This is a genomic window from Treponema bryantii (assembly GCF_036492245.1).
In the GTDB taxonomy this organism is placed as follows: Bacteria; Spirochaetota; Spirochaetia; order Treponematales; family Treponemataceae; genus Treponema_D; species Treponema_D bryantii_C.
In genome coordinates this window covers 2,999,381-3,018,779 of the sequence record NZ_AP025286.1, presented here as the reverse complement: position 1 = coordinate 3,018,779, position 19,399 = coordinate 2,999,381, and the positions used below count along the sequence as shown (strand labels likewise).

Here is a 19,399-nt window from a genome sequence, read left to right as displayed (position 1 = left end):
AAAATGAAATATAATTTAACAAAGTATCAGCTTCAAATTTATAATCAGCAAAAAGTAATAGGAGGTTCAATTAATACAATTTGTGGTTGTATTTTGTTGGATTATATAGCTTCAGAAGATGTTTGTTTACAAGCTGTTAATAAGATATATGAAATCAACGATATGCTTCGCGTAAAGATAACTGAGAAAAATGGTACTGTACAGCAAGAAGTAAAGGATTTTGTATATAGAAATAATATTGCAATAAAAAAATTTCGTGATGAATCTGAGTTAAAAGAATTTGCTGATAAAATAGCAGGTAAATCTTTTGATTTTGACGAAGAACTTTGCACCTTATATATTATTTATGTAAATAATAAGTGTGGTCTTTTAGGAAGAATACATCATATTATTTCAGATGCATGGACTTTTTCTTTATTAGGAATTCAATTTGCTAATTTGATTCAAGGCAAACCAGTTGAAGCTTATAATTATATTGATTTATGTGAAGAAAAAGAAATTAGTTTTGCTAAAAGAATTGAGGTAGATAAAGATTTCTTTATTTCAGAATATAATAAAGTTCCTAATATAACATTGCTTAGTAATAAAGATGTTAGTTCGTATAAATCTTTAAGAAAATCCTTTTTCATAAAAGGAGAACTTTATAATCAAATCAATGCATTAGAGAAAAAGTATAATTGTTCAAAATATAATATCTTATTTGTTGCAATACAAATTCTCATGTACAAATTGAATCGAGGTGTAGATTCGTTTTTCTTAGGAACTGCTGTCTTAAATCGCTTTGGTAAAAAAGAAAAGAATACAGCAGGTATGTTTGTTACTGTTCATCCAGTCTTTTCGGAAGTTAATGAAAATGATACATATGGCACATTAATTGAAAAATTTAAAACGAAAATATTTGAAGTTTTTAGACATCATAATTATACATATTCAGATTTATTAAATGATCTAAGAAGTAGTGGCATAAAAACCGGACCTCTTTATGATGTAATGATAAGTTATCAAAATGCAAATATTGAATTAGGGATTCCTTCAAAAACAATATGGTTTGCAAATAATATGCAGACTGAAACATTATGCATAAATATAGATGATAGAGATAATCAGGAATGTTTAAATATTAACTATGATTTCTTAATAGATAGACTATCTGAATCTGATGTAATTTTATTGAATAACTATTTTGAAAATATTATCAGAATGTGTTATGCACAGGAAGAAATATGTGTTGGAGAAATAAGGTTACAGAGTGAAGAAGAAGAAAAGGCACTGACAGCAAGACATGAAGGGGCAAAAGCAGAGTATCCGGAAGGAAAGACAATAGCCGAGCTGTTTGAAGAGCAGGTAAAGAAGAGTGAAGGAAAAACTGCGATAGAGGAAGAAGGCGGAAGCATCAGTTACGGAGAGCTGAACCGAAAGGCAAACCGAATAGCGCACTGGCTTAGGGAAAGAGGAATAAAGAAAGAAGAGCGAGTAGGAATAAGCGGAAAGCGAGGAATCGAAATAGTAGCGGGAATGCTTGGAATCCTGAAAGCAGGAGGAGCATATGTACCAGCAGATCCTGAATATCCTGAGGATAGGATCCGCTACATGATGGAAGACTCGGGAGCACGATTAATATTGTGTGATGAGGAAGGGTATAAGGCAACGGAGAAAAGCGGAAAGGAAAGAATCCTGATAAGGGAAGCGGAAAGTGAAAGGGAAGACAATCCGGAAGTAATAAACGACGGAAAGAGCCTTGCATATATCATATACACATCAGGAACAACCGGGCAGCCAAAAGGTGCAATGCTCGAACAGAACGGCGTTGTAAATTACATAACATGGGCAATAAAGCAGTATGTGAGGGAAGGAAAAGAAAACGGTTTTGCATTCCATTCATCAATAAGCTTTGACCTGACAGTAACTTCGATATATGTGCCGTTATTATCAGGAAACAGGATAATAACAATAACATCAGAAGATAAGAGCAGGCTGATAGAAAAAATAGAAGAAGATGAAAGAATAGGAATAGTAAAGCTGACTCCGACCCACCTGAAGGTAATGAAGGAGAACGGAAAAAGAGGAAAGAATATACATACGATGATACTTGGAGGGGAGAACCTGACAGGAGAAGTATGCAGGGGAATAGAAGAAAAGTATAACCATGAAGTGACAATCTATAATGAATACGGCCCAACAGAAACAGTCGTAGGCTGTATGATTTACAGATATGATGAAGCCAAAGATATAAATAATGTCTCGATAGGAAAGCCGATTGATAATGAGAACATCTATATAGTAGACCGAAACGGAAAACTATGTCCAGAAGGAGTAAGCGGAGAACTGTGGATAGGAGGAGAAGGAGTCGGCCGAGGGTACATCAATAAGGAAGAGATAAGCCAGGAGAAGTTCATAGAAAGTCCGTGGAAAGAAGGCGAGCGTATATATAAGAGCGGAGACCTTGGAAGATGGAACGAAGAGGGAAACATCGAGTATCTTGGACGAATAGATGAACAGGTAAAGATCCGCGGATACAGAATAGAGATAGGAGAAATAGAGGCCGCAATAGAGAGTCAGAAAGGAGTAAAGGGAAGCTGTGTAGTGGTAGAAGAGAAAGGAGGAGTAAAGAGCCTTGTGGGCTACATAGCAGTGGAAGAAGAGACAGATTATGAAGAGTTCAAGCAGAAACTTTCAGAGCGACTGCCAGAGTATATGATACCCGGAAGGTTCATAGAGGTGGAAGAGATTCCATTAACAAAGAACGGAAAGGTGGACAAGAGGAAACTGAAGGAGAAGGGTGGAAAGGAAGTCAGAAGCAGTGAATACGAAGCGCCAGAAGGAGAGACGGAAGAGAAGCTTGCAGAAATCTGGAAGGAAGTACTTGGCGTAGAAAAGGTAGGACGGAATGACAGTTTCTTTGAGATAGGCGGAGACTCAATAAAGGCAATACAGGTAGTAAGCAGACTCAATAACGAAGGCTTAGGCTTAGAGATAAAAGATATTTTCGAGCAGAAGACAATAAAGGCAATAGGCGCAATAGTAAGGAAAGCTGGAGAGGAAGTAAAATACGAGCATATAAAAAGGGTCGCAGAAAAAGAGTGGTATGCAACGACAACAGAACAGCAGCAGATATATATAGAGCATGAAAGGGCAGGAAAGGGAAATATAAATTACAATATGCCAGTATTCCTGAGACTAAAAGGCAAAGTAAATGTAGAAGGGCTGAAGAAAGCATTTGAGAAGATAGAAGAGCGGCATGAAAGCCTGAGGACAAATTACAGGCTGAATGAGAAAGGTGAACTAGAGCAGAAGATAAATAAAGAAGGAAGAATAAAAGTAGAAGTAAAAAAAGTAAGAGAAGAAGAAATAGAAGAACAGAAGAGAGCATTTGTAAGATGGTTTGATTTAAGCAAAGACAGCCTGATAAGGGTAGAGATACTGGAAACAGAGAATGAAGTAGTACTGTGTACAGATATGCATCATATAGCAGCAGACGGAGTATCAACAAGCCTTATAATCAAAGACCTGAGTGAAATATACAGAGGAGAAGAAAAAGAAAAACCAGAAATAAGATATGCAGATTATGCAGAATGGCAGAAAGGAGAAGAATACAGCCGCAGGAAAGAAGCAGCAGAGAAGTACTGGGAAGAAGTGTATGAAGAACCCCTGGAAGAAATGGAACTGATAACCAGCGGAAAGGGAAATGGAAAGGGAAAAGTCAGGACATATAAGATAGGCACAGAAAAACGCAGAAGGATAGAAGAATACTGTCGGGGAAAGGGACTGACAGCATTTATGTTCTATTATGAAGCAATAACAATAATGCTGTCGAAGATAAGCGGACAGGAAGATGTAGTAGTAGGGGTAGTAGAGGCAGGGCGAAAAGAAAGGGAAATAGAAAATGTAATAGGAATGTTTGTAAATACCTTAGCAATGAGAGCAAGGCCTGAAGGAACAAAAGAGAAGGAAGAGTATGAGAGAGAAATAAAGGCAGGAATAAGCAGAGCCTTTGACAGGAATGAATGTTCACTGAAGGAAATAAGTAAGTATGCCGGAAGGGAAGGAAAAACACTGTTTGAAGTAATGTTTGCATGGCAGAATATAGAAGGAGTAGGAAGCGAATATTTAGAGTTCGGAGAAGGAATAGAAGTAGAAACAGAAAAGAATGAAGTCTCAGGAGTAAAATTCGGATTAACGATACAGGGAAGCCGAAAGGGAGCAGAAGATATATTCGAAATAGATTATGAGGAAGGAAGATACAGCGACGAATTAATAGACAGATACTGGAAGTGGCTGGAGAAGACAGCAGAAGGAATAATCGACGAGGGAACAAAACGAATCGGAGAAATAAGGTTACAGAGTGAAGAAGAAGAAAAGGCACTGACAGCAAGACATGAAGGGGCAAAAGCAGAGTATCCGGAAGGAAAGACAATAGCCGAGCTGTTTGAAGAGCAGGTAAAGAAGAGTGAAGGAAAAACTGCGATAGAGGAAGAAGGCGGAAGCATCAGTTACGGAGAACTGAACCGAAAGGCAAACCGAATAGCGCACTGGCTTAGGGAAAGAGGAATAAAGAAAGAAGAGCGGGTAGGAATAAGCGGAAAGCGAGGAATCGAAATAGTAGCGGGAATGCTTGGAATCCTGAAAGCAGGAGGAGCATATGTACCAGCAGATCCTGAATATCCTGAGGATAGGATCCGCTACATGATGGAAGACTCGGGAGCACGATTAATATTGTGTGATGAGGAAGGGTATAAGGCAACGGAGAAAAGCGGAAAGGAAAGAATCCTGATAAGGGAAGCGGAAAGTGAAAGGGAAGACAATCCGGAAGTAATAAACGACGGAAAGAGCCTTGCATATATCATATACACATCAGGAACAACCGGGCAGCCAAAAGGTGCAATGATAGAACACAAAAGCCTGGTAAATACAGTGTATGCATATAAAGACATATTCCTGAAAAAAGACGAAAACAGGATGCTGCAAATGGCAAGCATCAGTTTTGATGCGTCGGTATTTGAAATATTCAGCTGCATAATACATGGAAACAGTTTATACATAGCATCAAAAGAACAGAAGAACGATATACATAATTTAATAGAATTTGTAGAGGAAAAGAAAATAAATATCGTATTCATGCCAACAGCATATATGAATGTAGTGCTGAAAGAACGATATGAAATACCAGAGTGTGTAGAAATTCTTCTGACAGCAGGAGATCTATTAAGATACGGAATAAAGAATGAAAGGTATAAGCTGTATAATCTGTATGGACCAACGGAAGATACAATCTGGAGTACATATGCAGAAGCAGAAGAGAATATGCCTCCTATAGGAAAACCTATTTATAACAAAAACATCTATATAGTAGACCGAAACGGAAAACTATGTCCAGAAGGAGTAAGCGGAGAACTGTGGATAGGAGGAGAAGGAGTCGGCCGAGGGTACATCAATAAGGAAGAGATAAGCCAGGAGAAGTTCATAGAAAGTCCGTGGAAAGAAGGCGAGCGTATATATAAGAGCGGAGACCTTGGAAGATGGAACGAAGAGGGAAACATCGAGTATCTTGGACGAATAGATGAACAGGTAAAGATCCGCGGATACAGAATAGAGATAGGAGAAATAGAGGCCGCAATAGAGAGTCAGAAAGGAGTAAAGGGAAGCTGTGTAGTGGTAGAAGAGAAAGGAGGAGTAAAGAGCCTTGTGGGCTACATAGCAGTGGAAGAAGAGACAGATTATGAAGAGTTCAAGCAGAAACTTTCAGAGCGACTGCCAGAGTATATGATACCCGGAAGGTTCATAGAGGTGGAAGAGATTCCATTAACAAAGAACGGAAAGGTGGACAAGAGGAAACTGAAGGAGAAGGGTGGAAAGGAAGTCAGAAGCAGTGAATACGAAGCGCCAGAAGGAGAGACGGAAGAGAAGCTTGCAGAAATCTGGAAGGAAGTACTTGGCGTAGAAAAGGTAGGACGGAATGACAGTTTCTTTGAGATAGGCGGAGACTCAATAAAGGCAATACAGGTAGTAAGCAGACTCAATAACGAAGGCTTAGGCTTAGAGATAAAAGATATTTTCGAGCAGAAGACAATAAAGGCAATAGGCGCAATAGTAAGGAAAGCTGGAGAGGAAGTAAAATACGAGCATATAAAAAGGGTCGCAGAAAAAGAGTGGTATGCAACGACAACAGAACAGCAGCAGATATATATAGAGCATGAAAGGGCAGGAAAGGGAAATATAAATTACAATATGCCAGTATTCCTGAGACTAAAAGGCAAAGTAAATGTAGAAGGGCTGAAGAAAGCATTTGAGAAGATAGAAGAGCGGCATGAAAGCCTGAGGACAAATTACAGGCTGAATGAGAAAGGTGAACTAGAGCAGAAGATAAATAAAGAAGGAAGAATAAAAGTAGAAGTAAAAAAAGTAAGAGAAGAAGAAATAGAAGAACAGAAGAGAGCATTTGTAAGATGGTTTGATTTAAGCAAAGACAGCCTGATAAGGGTAGAGATACTGGAAACAGAGAATGAAGTAGTACTGTGTACAGATATGCATCATATAGCAGCAGACGGAGTATCAACAAGCCTTATAATCAAAGACCTGAGTGAAATATACAGAGGAGAAGAAAAAGAAAAACCAGAAATAAGATATGCAGATTATGCAGAATGGCAGAAAGGAGAAGAATACAGCCGCAGGAAAGAAGCAGCAGAGAAGTACTGGGAAGAAGTGTATGAAGAACCCCTGGAAGAAATGGAACTGATAACCAGCGGAAAGGGAAATGGAAAGGGAAAAGTCAGGACATATAAGATAGGCACAGAAAAACGCAGAAGGATAGAAGAATACTGTCGGGGAAAGGGACTGACAGCATTTATGTTCTATTATGAAGCAATAACAATAATGCTGTCGAAGATAAGCGGACAGGAAGATGTAGTAGTAGGGGTAGTAGAGGCAGGGCGAAAAGAAAGGGAAATAGAAAATGTAATAGGAATGTTTGTAAATACCTTAGCAATGAGAGCAAGGCCTGAAGGAACAAAAGAGAAGGAAGAGTATGAGAGAGAAATAAAGGCAGGAATAAGCAGAGCCTTTGACAGGAATGAATGTTCACTGAAGGAAATAAGTAAGTATGCCGGAAGGGAAGGAAAAACACTGTTTGAAGTAATGTTTGCATGGCAGAATATAGAAGGAGTAGGAAGCGAATATTTAGAGTTCGGAGAAGGAATAGAAGTAGAAACAGAAAAGAATGAAGTCTCAGGAGTAAAATTCGGATTAACGATACAGGGAAGCCGAAAGGGAGCAGAAGATATATTCGAAATAGATTATGAGGAAGGAAGATACAGCGACGAATTAATAGACAGATACTGGAAGTGGCTGGAGAAGACAGCAGAAGGAATAATCGACGAGGGAACAAAACGAATCGGAGAAATAAGGTTACAGAGTGAAGAAGAAGAAAAGGCACTGACAGCAAGACATGAAGGGGCAAAAGCAGAGTATCCGGAAGGAAAGACAATAGCCGAGCTGTTTGAAGAGCAGGTAAAGAAGAGTGAAGGAAAAACTGCGATAGAGGAAGAAGGCGGAAGCATCAGTTACGGAGAACTGAACCGAAAGGCAAACCGAATAGCGCACTGGCTTAGGGAAAGAGGAATAAAGAAAGAAGAGCGGGTAGGAATAAGCGGAAAGCGAGGAATCGAAATAGTAGCGGGAATGCTTGGAATCCTGAAAGCAGGAGGAGCATATGTACCAGCAGATCCTGAATATCCTGAGGATAGGATCCGCTACATGATGGAAGACTCGGGAGCACGATTAATATTGTGTGATGAGGAAGGGTATAAGGCAACGGAGAAAAGCGGAAAGGAAAGAATCCTGATAAGGGAAGCGGAAAGTGAAAGGGAAGACAATCCGGAAGTAATAAACGACGGAAAGAGCCTTGCATATATCATATACACATCAGGAACAACCGGGCAGCCAAAAGGTGCAATGCTCGAACAGAACGGCGTTGTAAATTACATAACATGGGCAATAAAGCAGTATGTGAGGGAAGGAAAAGAAAACGGTTTTGCATTCCATTCATCAATAAGCTTTGACCTGACAGTAACTTCGATATATGTGCCGTTATTATCAGGAAACAGGATAATAACAATAACATCAGAAGATAAGAGCAGGCTGATAGAAAAAATAGAAGAAGATGAAAGAATAGGAATAGTAAAGCTGACTCCGACCCACCTGAAGGTAATGAAGGAGAACGGAAAAAGAGGAAAGAATATACATACGATGATACTTGGAGGGGAGAACCTGACAGGAGAAGTATGCAGGGGAATAGAAGAAAAGTATAACCATGAAGTGACAATCTATAATGAATACGGCCCAACAGAAACAGTCGTAGGCTGTATGATTTACAGATATGATGAAGCCAAAGATATAAATAATGTCTCGATAGGAAAGCCGATTGATAATGAGAACATCTATATAGTAGACCGAAACGGAAAACTATGTCCAGAAGGAGTAAGCGGAGAACTGTGGATAGGAGGAGAAGGAGTCGGCCGAGGGTACATCAATAAGGAAGAGATAAGCCAGGAGAAGTTCATAGAAAGTCCGTGGAAAGAAGGCGAGCGTATATATAAGAGCGGAGACCTTGGAAGATGGAACGAAGAGGGAAACATCGAGTATCTTGGACGAATAGATGAACAGGTAAAGATCCGCGGATACAGAATAGAGATAGGAGAAATAGAGGCCGCAATAGAGAGTCAGAAAGGAGTAAAGGGAAGCTGTGTAGTGGTAGAAGAGAAAGGAGGAGTAAAGAGCCTTGTGGGCTACATAGCAGTGGAAGAAGAGACAGATTATGAAGAGTTCAAGCAGAAACTTTCAGAGCGACTGCCAGAGTATATGATACCCGGAAGGTTCATAGAGGTGGAAGAGATTCCATTAACAAAGAACGGAAAGGTGGACAAGAGGAAACTGAAGGAGAAGGGTGGAAAGGAAGTCAGAAGCAGTGAATACGAAGCGCCAGAAGGAGAGACGGAAGAGAAGCTTGCAGAAATCTGGAAGGAAGTACTTGGCGTAGAAAAGGTAGGACGGAATGACAGTTTCTTTGAGATAGGCGGAGACTCAATAAAGGCAATACAGGTAGTAAGCAGACTCAATAACGAAGGCTTAGGCTTAGAGATAAAAGATATTTTCGAGCAGAAGACAATAAAGGCAATAGCAGAATGTGTACAAATCGCGAAATATGAAGAAATAAAAGTTAGAACAGGAGAAACAGATTTATCTCCTGTTCAGAAATGGTTTTTCAAGAATTGGAAAGGAAATATAAATTATTATAATCAAGGAATTGTATTAGAGTCATTAAAGAAAATTGATATTGAAATACTCAAAAAAGTAATCCTTGAGATATACAATCAATATGATATTTTCCGAACAATTTATAAGAAAGACTCTGTTGGAAATTGGATATCATATATTCTGGAAGAACCATTAAATTATGATTTCATACATTATATCAAAACATCTGAAGATCCTAAAATTGTTCTGAGAAAAGAGATAGAACCATTATATAAGGATATAGATATAGAAAAAGGTAAATTGATACAGATTTGTATTGTTGAAGGAAATACTACTTATATAGGAGTGTTAATTCATCACCTTGCTATTGACGGTGTATCCTGGAGAATTCTTGTTGATCAGATTTATAGAAATTATAAATCCGTTATTGATGATAAGCAAATATCACCAATACATTACATTCCTTTCCAAAAATGGGTTGATTCTATAAAAGAATATAAAACTTCAGACTCCTATATTAAAAATACAGAATATTGGAAAAGGAATTTAGACTTTGATTATATTCATCTTGAACGTTGTAATATAAAGCAAAACAAGAGAATTCATATAGATAAAGAACTTTCAGATTATCTATTAAATGAATTATATAAAGAAAGCAATGTTACAGTTCATGAACTATTAGTTTGCGCTTTAGTTAAGACTATGTGTCATTTCTATGGAATTAGAAAAGCAAAAATTATGATGGAAAGTCATGGTAGGGAAGAGGAACTAATTAAGGCAAAAATTAATAGTACAGTGGGATGGTTTACTTCTATGTTCCCTGTAAGATTTGATACCAGTGATATAACTGATGATTTTGATTTACTTTGGAATGTAAGAAATGAATTATCTAAAGTTCCTGATAATGGATTGGGTTATTTGATAGGTGAATATGAAGAAGATATTCCTGTGTGTTTTAATTTCTTAGGAGATTTAAAGATAAATAATACAACTTCATTGAGACCTACAAATGTAGATTTACCGTCATTTATTGATCCAGATGGAAAATTATTTAATGCTATAACAATAAACGGATATGCAAGTGAGAATGGAATAGAATTAGATATAACATCGGATTTGAAGGATGGTGTAAAAGAATTTACAGAAAAGTATGAACAATCAATTCATGAAATAATTGATGTATTAAATCATAAAAATAAAATTGTATATGTAGCAGAAGATTTTACATCAAATGATATTAGTTTTGATGATTTGAAGATAATTTTAGGAGATTGAAAAAATGATTAATAAAAGTAATATTGAAGATATTTATGGATTAACAAACATGCAGGAAGGCATGCTGTTTCATTGGTTACAAAATCCAAAGGCTGAAGCTTATTATGAACAGGTAACATTAACAATAGGAAAACAAGTAAATGCTGAACTTATGAAATTAAGCATCGAAAGACTGATAATGGATAATCCTATATTGAGAACTGTTTTTTATTTTAAGGGGCTTTCCAAACCAAGACAAATCGTAATGAAAAAAAGCATGAACTCTCTTTCTATTACTAATGGGACTCAGAAAGATTTATATGAATATCAGATAACCGACAGAAATCGTAAATTTGATTTAGAAAATGAAGAACCAGTTCGATTCAAACTTATTGAAGATTCGGAAAACAATAAAAGTTATTTTGTTTTTTCTTTTCATCATATTATTTTAGATGGATGGTCATTAGGACTTATATTAAGTGAAATTATAGATAATTATTTTCAGCTTATAAAAAATGGTACTATAAAAACGAGAAAAGTTACTAAATTTAGTAATTATATTAAGTGGTATGAAACAATAAAAAATGATAAAGCTGCAAAAGAATTCTGGTGTAATTATCTTGAAGGTTATGATTCTAACAGTGAAATGCCAAATTTTGGGCTATCTGGAAAAGAAGACTGTGAAGAGATTTTTATTACGGATAAATTATTATCAGAACAAATTGAATCATTTTGTAAAAATAACCAGATTACGGAAAGTATTTTCTTCTCTACAATTTTAGGTATCCTGGTTCAAAAATATAATAATAGTGAAGATGCAATTATTAGTGAAATATCTTCTGGAAGGAATGCACCTATATATGATATTGAGAATATTAAAGGAATATTAATTCAAAATAGAATAATTCGAGTTAGAAATAACACTTCTATAATTGATTTAATGAAAAATCAGCAAACTGAGTTTTACGAGGGAGAGAAATATAATTATATTGGAATTAGTGAATTACAAAATATTTTAGGAAAACCAATTAATATTATCTATACTTTTGAAAATTTTCCTGTAAATCAAAACAGTTTGAGTCAGTCTGAATTCTCAGTTGAAAATGTTGAGGCTAAAGAAAGAACAAATTATGGATTTGCTGAAGTAGTTAATAAAAGTGAAGGTCAATTTCATATAAAATTACAAGGCGATGCAAACTATTCTACATACAGTCTTAAAAAAATCTATGAACATATGAGTCATATTATTCATGATGTAGTTATAAAAAAGATTACTTCGATAGAATTATTAAGTTTGCAGAGTGAAGAAGAAGAAAAGGCACTGACAGCAAGACATGAAGGGGCAAAAGCAGAGTATCCGGAAGGAAAGACAATAGCCGAGCTGTTTGAAGAGCAGGTAAAGAAGAGTGAAGGAAAAACTGCGATAGAGGAAGAAGGCGGAAGCATCAGTTACGGAGAACTGAACCGAAAGGCAAACCGAATAGCGCACTGGCTTAGGGAAAGAGGAATAAAGAAAGAAGAGCGGGTAGGAATAAGCGGAAAGCGAGGAATCGAAATAGTAGCGGGAATGCTTGGAATCCTGAAAGCAGGAGGAGCATATGTACCAGCAGATCCTGAATATCCTGAGGATAGGATCCGCTACATGATGGAAGACTCGGGAGCACGATTAATATTGTGTGATGAGGAAGGGTATAAGGCAACGGAGAAAAGCGGAAAGGAAAGAATCCTGATAAGGGAAGCGGAAAGTGAAAGGGAAGACAATCCGGAAGTAATAAACGACGGAAAGAGCCTTGCATATATCATATACACATCAGGAACAACCGGGCAGCCAAAAGGTGCAATGATAGAACACAAAAGCCTGGTAAATACAGTGTATGCATATAAAGACATATTCCTGAAAAAAGACGAAAACAGGATGCTGCAAATGGCAAGCATCAGTTTTGATGCGTCGGTATTTGAAATATTCAGCTGCATAATACATGGAAACAGTTTATACATAGCATCAAAAGAACAGAAGAACGATATACATAATTTAATAGAATTTGTAGAGGAAAAGAAAATAAATATCGTATTCATGCCAACAGCATATATGAATGTAGTGCTGAAAGAACGATATGAAATACCAGAGTGTGTAGAAATTCTTCTGACAGCAGGAGATCTATTAAGATACGGAATAAAGAATGAAAGGTATAAGCTGTATAATCTGTATGGACCAACGGAAGATACAATCTGGAGTACATATGCAGAAGCAGAAGAGAATATGCCTCCTATAGGAAAACCTATTTATAACAAAAACATCTATATAGTAGACCGAAACGGAAAACTATGTCCAGAAGGAGTAAGCGGAGAACTGTGGATAGGAGGAGAAGGAGTCGGCCGAGGGTACATCAATAAGGAAGAGATAAGCCAGGAGAAGTTCATAGAAAGTCCGTGGAAAGAAGGCGAGCGTATATATAAGAGCGGAGACCTTGGAAGATGGAACGAAGAGGGAAACATCGAGTATCTTGGACGAATAGATGAACAGGTAAAGATCCGCGGATACAGAATAGAGATAGGAGAAATAGAGGCCGCAATAGAGAGTCAGAGAGGAGTAAAGGGAAGCTGTGTAGTGGTAGAAGAGAAAGGAGGAGTAAAGAGCCTTGTGGGCTACATAGCAGTGGAAGAAGAGACAGATTATGAAGAGTTCAAGCAGAAACTTTCAGAGCGACTGCCAGAGTATATGATACCCGGAAGATTCATAGAGGTGGAAGAGATTCCATTAACAAAGAACGGAAAGGTGGACAAGAGGAAACTGAAGGAGAATGGCGGAATGGAAGTTAGAAGTAGTGAATACGAAGCGCCAGAAGGAGAGACAGAAGAGAAGCTTGCAGAAATCTGGAAGGAAGTACTTGGCGTAGAAAAGGTAGGACGGAATGACAGTTTCTTTGAGATAGGCGGAGACTCAATAAAGGCAATAAAAGTATATTCAAAAATGGTGGAAATAATAAATTGTTCATTTTCTGATATTTTTGAGAAGAAAACTATTAAAGAAATTGTAGCCAAAAATATAAATACTAATTATTCCTTACTGGATAAAGTAAATAAATTAAATGATTTTATTTCAAAGCCAATTCCTGTATATAAAGTGGAAGAAAACTATAATCTAGAAATTCCTTCAATGGATAATTATGAAAATAAAATTGTTTTATTAACTGGAGCAACAGGATATTTAGGTATATATATATTAAATCGACTCTTAACGCAGACTAATTCAAAGATTGTTATTCTTGGAAGAAGCAGACTAAATTTATCTGTAAGAGAAAGAATAGAAAAAAATTATAAATATTTTTTTGATGATAATCTTGAATCATTTTCCGACCGCTTAGAAATATATGAAAGCGATTTATCAAAGAATAGATTTAATTTAAATGAAGAAATATATAATTCTATATCAGAATCTGTTGATGTTGTAATAAATGCTGCAGCTAAAGTACAACATTTTGGAGACTGGACTTCATTTAAGGAATCAAACATTGATAGTCTTTGCAATATCATTAATTTCTGTAAAACAAATAAAGGAAAAAAATTAGTTCATATATCTACAGCTTCTGTAGTATCAGGATGTGAAGATAGTGTTTTTAATGAGAAGACAATAAATTTACATTCTGATTTGAAAATGAATCTATATACTAAATCAAAGATAGAAGCTGAAAAAGTATTAATAAATAGTGATTTTACAGATTGGTGTATTATGAGAATCGGTAATGTATGTTTCGATTCTATCAATGGAAAATTCCAACAAGATTGGCAGCAGAATGCTTTTTTAGCAAGATTAAATGCTTTTGTAAAAAATAGAATTATACCAGAAGGCATTTTATATAATGAGTACAGTTTTGTTAATAATATAGCAGATGCAATACTTTTATTGTCAGAAATTCATAAACAACAAAGTATATATCATGTTTGGAATCCTAATATAGAATTATTTGATGAATCTGTAAAAAATGATAATGATATTAAAATAATATCACCAAAGAGTTTCCTGGATAATATAAAACTTGATATATCTAATGGTAAGATTTCCAATTATAAAGATTTATTAGTCCATCTGCATATTGAAGAACTCGAAAGCAATCATTTTAGTTCTAATCAATATACTGAAGCAATTCTAAAAAAATTAAATTTTCATTGGGATCCAATGAATAATAAACTAAGAAAAAATTTATTAATAAATTTGGAAAAAGGTATTTAAAGATGAATAATAATAGAAAAGAGTTGTTTAGATTATTACCGCTATGGGGTGGTCAATTAATTTCCATTTGTGGAAGTAACATTGTTCAGTTTGCATTAATCTGGTATATAACAGAAAAATATAGTTCTACAATTGTTTTATCTGTATCTACAATTTTTACATATATCCCAGCTATTCTATTAGGTCCGATAATTGGTTCTATTATTGATAAAATTGAAAAGAAAAAAATAATGATCTTTTCGGATTTAATTTCTGCACTGGCTACTTGTATTTTTGTTTTCTTATTAAAAAATGATTATGCAAATACATTCTTTATTTATATGTTATTTTTTATAAGAAGTGTTTGTAATCAATTTCAAACCTTAGCATCAGTTATTGCAGTTTCTAACTCAGTAGGAAAAGAAAATCTAACATCTGCTGCAGGAGTAAACCTAACTATTAATGGAATATCAAATTTTGTAGCTCCAATAGTTGGTGCTATTTTATTAAAGGTATGGTCCATTGATAATATTTTATTGCTTGAAATAGTTACTGCATTATTTGCAATTTTGTGTTTATGCTTTTTCCGTGTTAATGAAATAATAGGAAATGAAACAAAAGAGAAGAATATTATTGAGCAATTTAAGACCTTAAAGGTTTATAAAGATATTTTTCAGTATTCAATTTTTATTGCTTTATTGAATCTATGCATGTCTCCATCAATAACCATATTGCCACTTTTGGTAAGTAGTATTTTGAAAAAAGATGTTAGTATTTTAGCTATTATAGAAGCATCTTATGTAATAGGAATGATTGTTGGAGGACTAATTGTCGGGTTATTTAAGAATAAATCAAATTATCATAATAGAATAATAGTTTCTGCTTTCTTATATTCAATCCTCTTTTTAGTTTTTGGTATACTCTTATTTTTCCAGAATATTAATCTTTTTATATATTATATTTTGTTGTTTTTAGTAGGAAATCTTTTTTCAATTTTTAATTCAAATATAACTGCCTTCTTTCAAAATGAGATACCAAAAGAAGAACAGGGGGTTATGTTTGGAACAATTTCTGCAGTTAATACTGCTGTAATCCCAATTGGATTGGTTATAGAAATAGTATTTACAAAAATAACTTCGGTACAATACTGGTATTCTTTTGCCGGATTATTGATGCTAATCTTTTGTGTATTATTTAGTATAAAAGCAAATAAAAAAATAAATCAAAATAATGTACAGGTGTCGTAACATGAGTAAAACAAGACTTTTTATTTTTCCACATGCAGGATCCTCTGCTAATTTATATTTGGAATATAAGAAACAATTATCAAATTCTTTTGTTGAATGCTTTTTATATGAATATAAGGGGCATGGGGCAAGATATGGAGAAGAGTTTTCTAAATCAATTCATGAAGTTTCAATTGATTTCCTGGAAAAATATTCAAGACTTCTGGAAGAGGATTATATTTTTCTAGGTCATAGTTATGGTACTAATGTTATTTTAGATTTATGTAACACAATAAATTGTCGAAAACTTCAGTTTCCAAAAATCATTTATCTTTCAAGTGGAAGTCCAATTCATGAAAAAATTGATACTTCAAAAGAAGGAATTCGTGAATTATTATTGCGTCAAAATATGACAGCCAGCAATATTATGACAGATAACTCTTTATTTGATTTTTTCTTTCCAATTATTCAAAATGATATAAATAATCTAAATAATTATAAAGCATTGGAAAAAAAATATCCCATAGAAGTTAGTTTGTTTTCTGGAAATAACGAAAATATTGATATGAATAAAGTGTGGAAAGATTATTATAGAGTTAAAAATACACAAGTCTTCGAAGGTGGGCATGAATATATTTTGAAAAATGAGAATGTCAGAAATATATGTGATACGATTCTTAATGATATAAAAATGAGTTCTGTCCTTCAGAGTTTTACAGCATAAAAAAAATCTAGCGTTTCTTCATATCTCGTTGTAAAATATATGGTTAGATGAATTCATTTTTATTTAACCATATAAAATTTCAAATCGCATCGCTCTCAATCATGTTGATTCTTGAAGTCATCTATTTTTTACGTCCGAAAATCAAACTGCTTTCAAACAAAATCTTTTCTGTTTTGATGGTGAGTGCATTACTCTATCTGCTGTTTGATTTTGCTACAGTTTTTGCACTTGTTTATTTTGATTCATGTCCGCTCTGGTTTGTTCGTTTTACGCACCAGGGCTTTATTATTTTTCTGTATATCGCTCTTTCGTGTATCTATCTCTATATTGATATACTTAATCGCAATCAGAGACGTTATTCAAAGCCGGAGCTTTCGGTGATCATTGTTTCGTATGTTTTCGCTCTGGCTTCTGTTCTTTTTGCACCAATAGATTATTATATAGAAGAAGATGGAATTTATTCTTTTGGATTGATGGTAAATTGTGTTTATGCAGTTCTTATCATCTATTCTGCAATGACGGTTTTTCAGACCCTTCGACACTGGAAAAATAAGGCTCACCGTAAACAGAAAATCTGTGTACTTATGACTATGGCACTTTGGGTTGGATTCGGTGGCGTTCAGATTATTGAGCCAAAGATTTTAATTTCCAGTGTTGGTATTTCTGCCATCATTCTTCTGATGTTCCTGTCGCTTGAAAATCCTTCTGAATATCTTGATAGTGAAACCAGAGCCTTTAATTACTATGCGCTTAAAACTGTTTTGCAGGAATTTATGAGCTGCAAAAAAAATTATGCGATAGTAAGCATGGAACTTGATGAAGCGTCAATCATTGAAAACTATGTAGGTACAAATGTAATTGCAGAAACTCTGGTTGAAATAAAACAATTTGTTGAAAAATCTTTTAAAACCCAGTGTTACCGCATGAACCGAATGACGCTTGCTTTTATTGTAGACAACAAGCATATTTCAAAAATCGATACCTGCCTTGAGATTCTTGCAGACAGATTCTCTCGTCCATGGGAGCTTAAAGACAGATCTGTTCGTCTAAATGCTCATGCCAATGTTCTTTTCTGTCCTGAAGATTTCCCTTTTGATGGACAGGTTGTTGAACTGCTTGACTTTGCTGAAGATACAGAAACCTACGGTCGTTCTATCGGCTTTATCAGACGAATTGATGATAAGGCCCGCGAAAAGCGAATCCGAAGCCGACAGATTCTTCATATTGTTTCTGAATCTATAAAGAATAATTCTATCGTAATGTATTATCAGCCGATTTATAGTCTTGCCGAAAAGAGATTTACAAATGCCGAGGCTCTTGTACGTCTTAAAGATGAAAATACTATCGGCTATGTTTCTCCAGAAGAGTTTATTCCGCTTGCAGAGAAGAAAGGCATGATTATGCCGCTCAGTAATCTGATTTTTAATCATGTATTCGCATTCATGTCTGAAAACAATCTCAAAAAACAGCATATGAATCATATAGAGGTAAACCTTTCCGGACTGCAATCTGTAGATGCAAATCTTCCAAAACTCATGAAGTCACTTTTGATGAAGTATAATATTGCACCGGACTGCGTTAATCTTGAAATCACAGAATCTATTGCGGTAACTTCGGGCTACATGCTTAAAAAGAATATGGAAGAACTTAAGAAGTTCGGCTGTTCATTCTCTATGGATGATTTTGGTACTGGTTATTCAAATCTTTCCAGAATAGCTAAAGCAGATTTTGAAATGATCAAAATTGATAAGAGCCTTTTATGGCCTTGTTTTAAAGAAGATGAGACTGAAGGAACTAAGAATGCAAAGATTCTTCTGGAAAATATGATTTCAATGCTCCTCAAGATGGGACGAAAGATTGTTGTTGAGGGAATTGAAACAAAAGAGCAGTTTGATTACCTTGCAAGTCTTGGCATCACTTATGCTCAGGGCTTCTATTTCAGTAAGCCGATTCCAGAAGAAGAGTTCGTTAAGTTTATTGCTGAGAAGAATTCGAAGCGTTCTTAGACGCCAGTCCTGCCATTTTATTAAATGTCTTTTCCAGATACTGTGCTTCACCCTCTGAAAGACTTGCCCGACTTAAAACACTTCTCCAGAAATTTTCCATATCTTCGCGGCCCGGCATTTTAAAGAAACCGATTTTCTGCATATCATCTGTAATTATTTTTACGGTCTGATCTACGCGCTCCAGTGTAAGCGGTGTATAACCTCTGTATTCGCCTTTTTTTTGTTTAAGAGAATAACGGAAAAGATGGTAGCTCATAATCTGAACAGCATGGCTAAGATTTAAAGAACCGAAGCCATCAGAAGATGGAATTGTAACTCCAAGATTACATTCATCAAGCTGTTCATCTGTAAGTCCGGTGCGTTCGTTTCCAAAGATAACGGCAACCTTTCCAGAATTGTTTGTGGTTGTGTCTGCCATCTCTGCAAATTCCTCTGGCAGAAGCAGTTTGCCACGTTTTTTACCCCGACGTCTTGTTGTGCCAGCACAAATTGCACAATCGCTTGTTGCCTCTGTTATAGAATTGAAGAATCTGGCATTATCAAAAATTGCACCGGCATGAATTGCAAGGACGTGAATATGTTCTATGTCGTAGTCTGCTTTGTTGCCGACAATTCGTAAATCACTTATATCATTATTAGCCATGGCGCGGCATGCAGCACCAATATTTCTTGATTCATCCGGATGGTCTAATACAATTACAATATTTGAAAGGTTCATGAAAATCAGTAT

6 protein-coding genes are annotated in these 19,399 nt (G+C 35.4%); 5 read left to right on the top strand and 1 reads right to left on the bottom strand.

All coding sequences use genetic code 11. The annotated features are described in order from the left end of the window. The first annotated feature begins 3 nt into the window (after positions 1-3). From AABJ44_RS13230 to AABJ44_RS13210, 5 genes are read left to right on the top strand one after another with little or no spacing between them, the layout of a single operon-like run. Positions 4-10,524, top strand: a complete 10,521-nt coding sequence (locus AABJ44_RS13230; protein ID WP_338369519.1) for an amino acid adenylation domain-containing protein — start codon at positions 4-6, stop codon at positions 10,522-10,524. Between the two features lie 4 nt (positions 10,525-10,528). After that, positions 10,529-14,734 (top strand): amino acid adenylation domain-containing protein, encoded by a 4,206-nt coding sequence (locus tag AABJ44_RS13225; protein WP_338369518.1) that lies wholly within the window; start codon positions 10,529-10,531, stop codon positions 14,732-14,734. Between the two features lie 2 nt (positions 14,735-14,736). Continuing rightward, on the top strand, positions 14,737-15,960 hold the full coding sequence (locus AABJ44_RS13220) for an MFS transporter (protein WP_338369517.1): 1,224 nt from the start codon (positions 14,737-14,739) through the stop codon (positions 15,958-15,960). 1 nt (position 15,961) lies between these two features. Next, positions 15,962-16,663, top strand: coding sequence for a thioesterase II family protein (locus tag AABJ44_RS13215; protein ID WP_338369516.1), 702 nt, complete (start codon positions 15,962-15,964; stop codon positions 16,661-16,663). A 47-nt stretch (positions 16,664-16,710) separates the two neighbouring features. Beyond that, positions 16,711-18,669: an EAL domain-containing protein gene (locus tag AABJ44_RS13210; protein ID WP_338369515.1), complete on the top strand. Its 1,959-nt coding sequence runs from the start codon at positions 16,711-16,713 to the stop codon at positions 18,667-18,669. On the opposite strand, the gene AABJ44_RS13205 is transcribed toward AABJ44_RS13210, so the two are convergent. Continuing rightward, complete coding sequence (locus tag AABJ44_RS13205; RefSeq protein ID WP_338369514.1) at positions 18,638-19,387, bottom strand: RNA methyltransferase; 750 nt, start codon at positions 19,385-19,387, stop codon at positions 18,638-18,640. The genes AABJ44_RS13210 and AABJ44_RS13205 overlap by 32 nt on opposite strands. Between the last annotated feature and the right edge of the window lie 12 nt (positions 19,388-19,399).

Bases quoted from the DNA above. Each gene is read 5' to 3' on its own strand.
- AABJ44_RS13230 (WP_338369519.1), top strand. From the start codon at position 4: ATGAAATATAATTTAACAAAGTATCAGCTTCAAATTTATAATCAGCAA.
- AABJ44_RS13225 (WP_338369518.1), top strand. From the start codon at position 10,529: ATGATTAATAAAAGTAATATTGAAGATATTTATGGATTAACAAACATG.
- AABJ44_RS13220 (WP_338369517.1), top strand. From the start codon at position 14,737: ATGAATAATAATAGAAAAGAGTTGTTTAGATTATTACCGCTATGGGGT.
- AABJ44_RS13215 (WP_338369516.1), top strand. From the start codon at position 15,962: ATGAGTAAAACAAGACTTTTTATTTTTCCACATGCAGGATCCTCTGCT.
- AABJ44_RS13210 (WP_338369515.1), top strand. From the start codon at position 16,711: ATGAATTCATTTTTATTTAACCATATAAAATTTCAAATCGCATCGCTC.
- AABJ44_RS13205 (WP_338369514.1), bottom strand. From the start codon at position 19,387: ATGAACCTTTCAAATATTGTAATTGTATTAGACCATCCGGATGAATCA.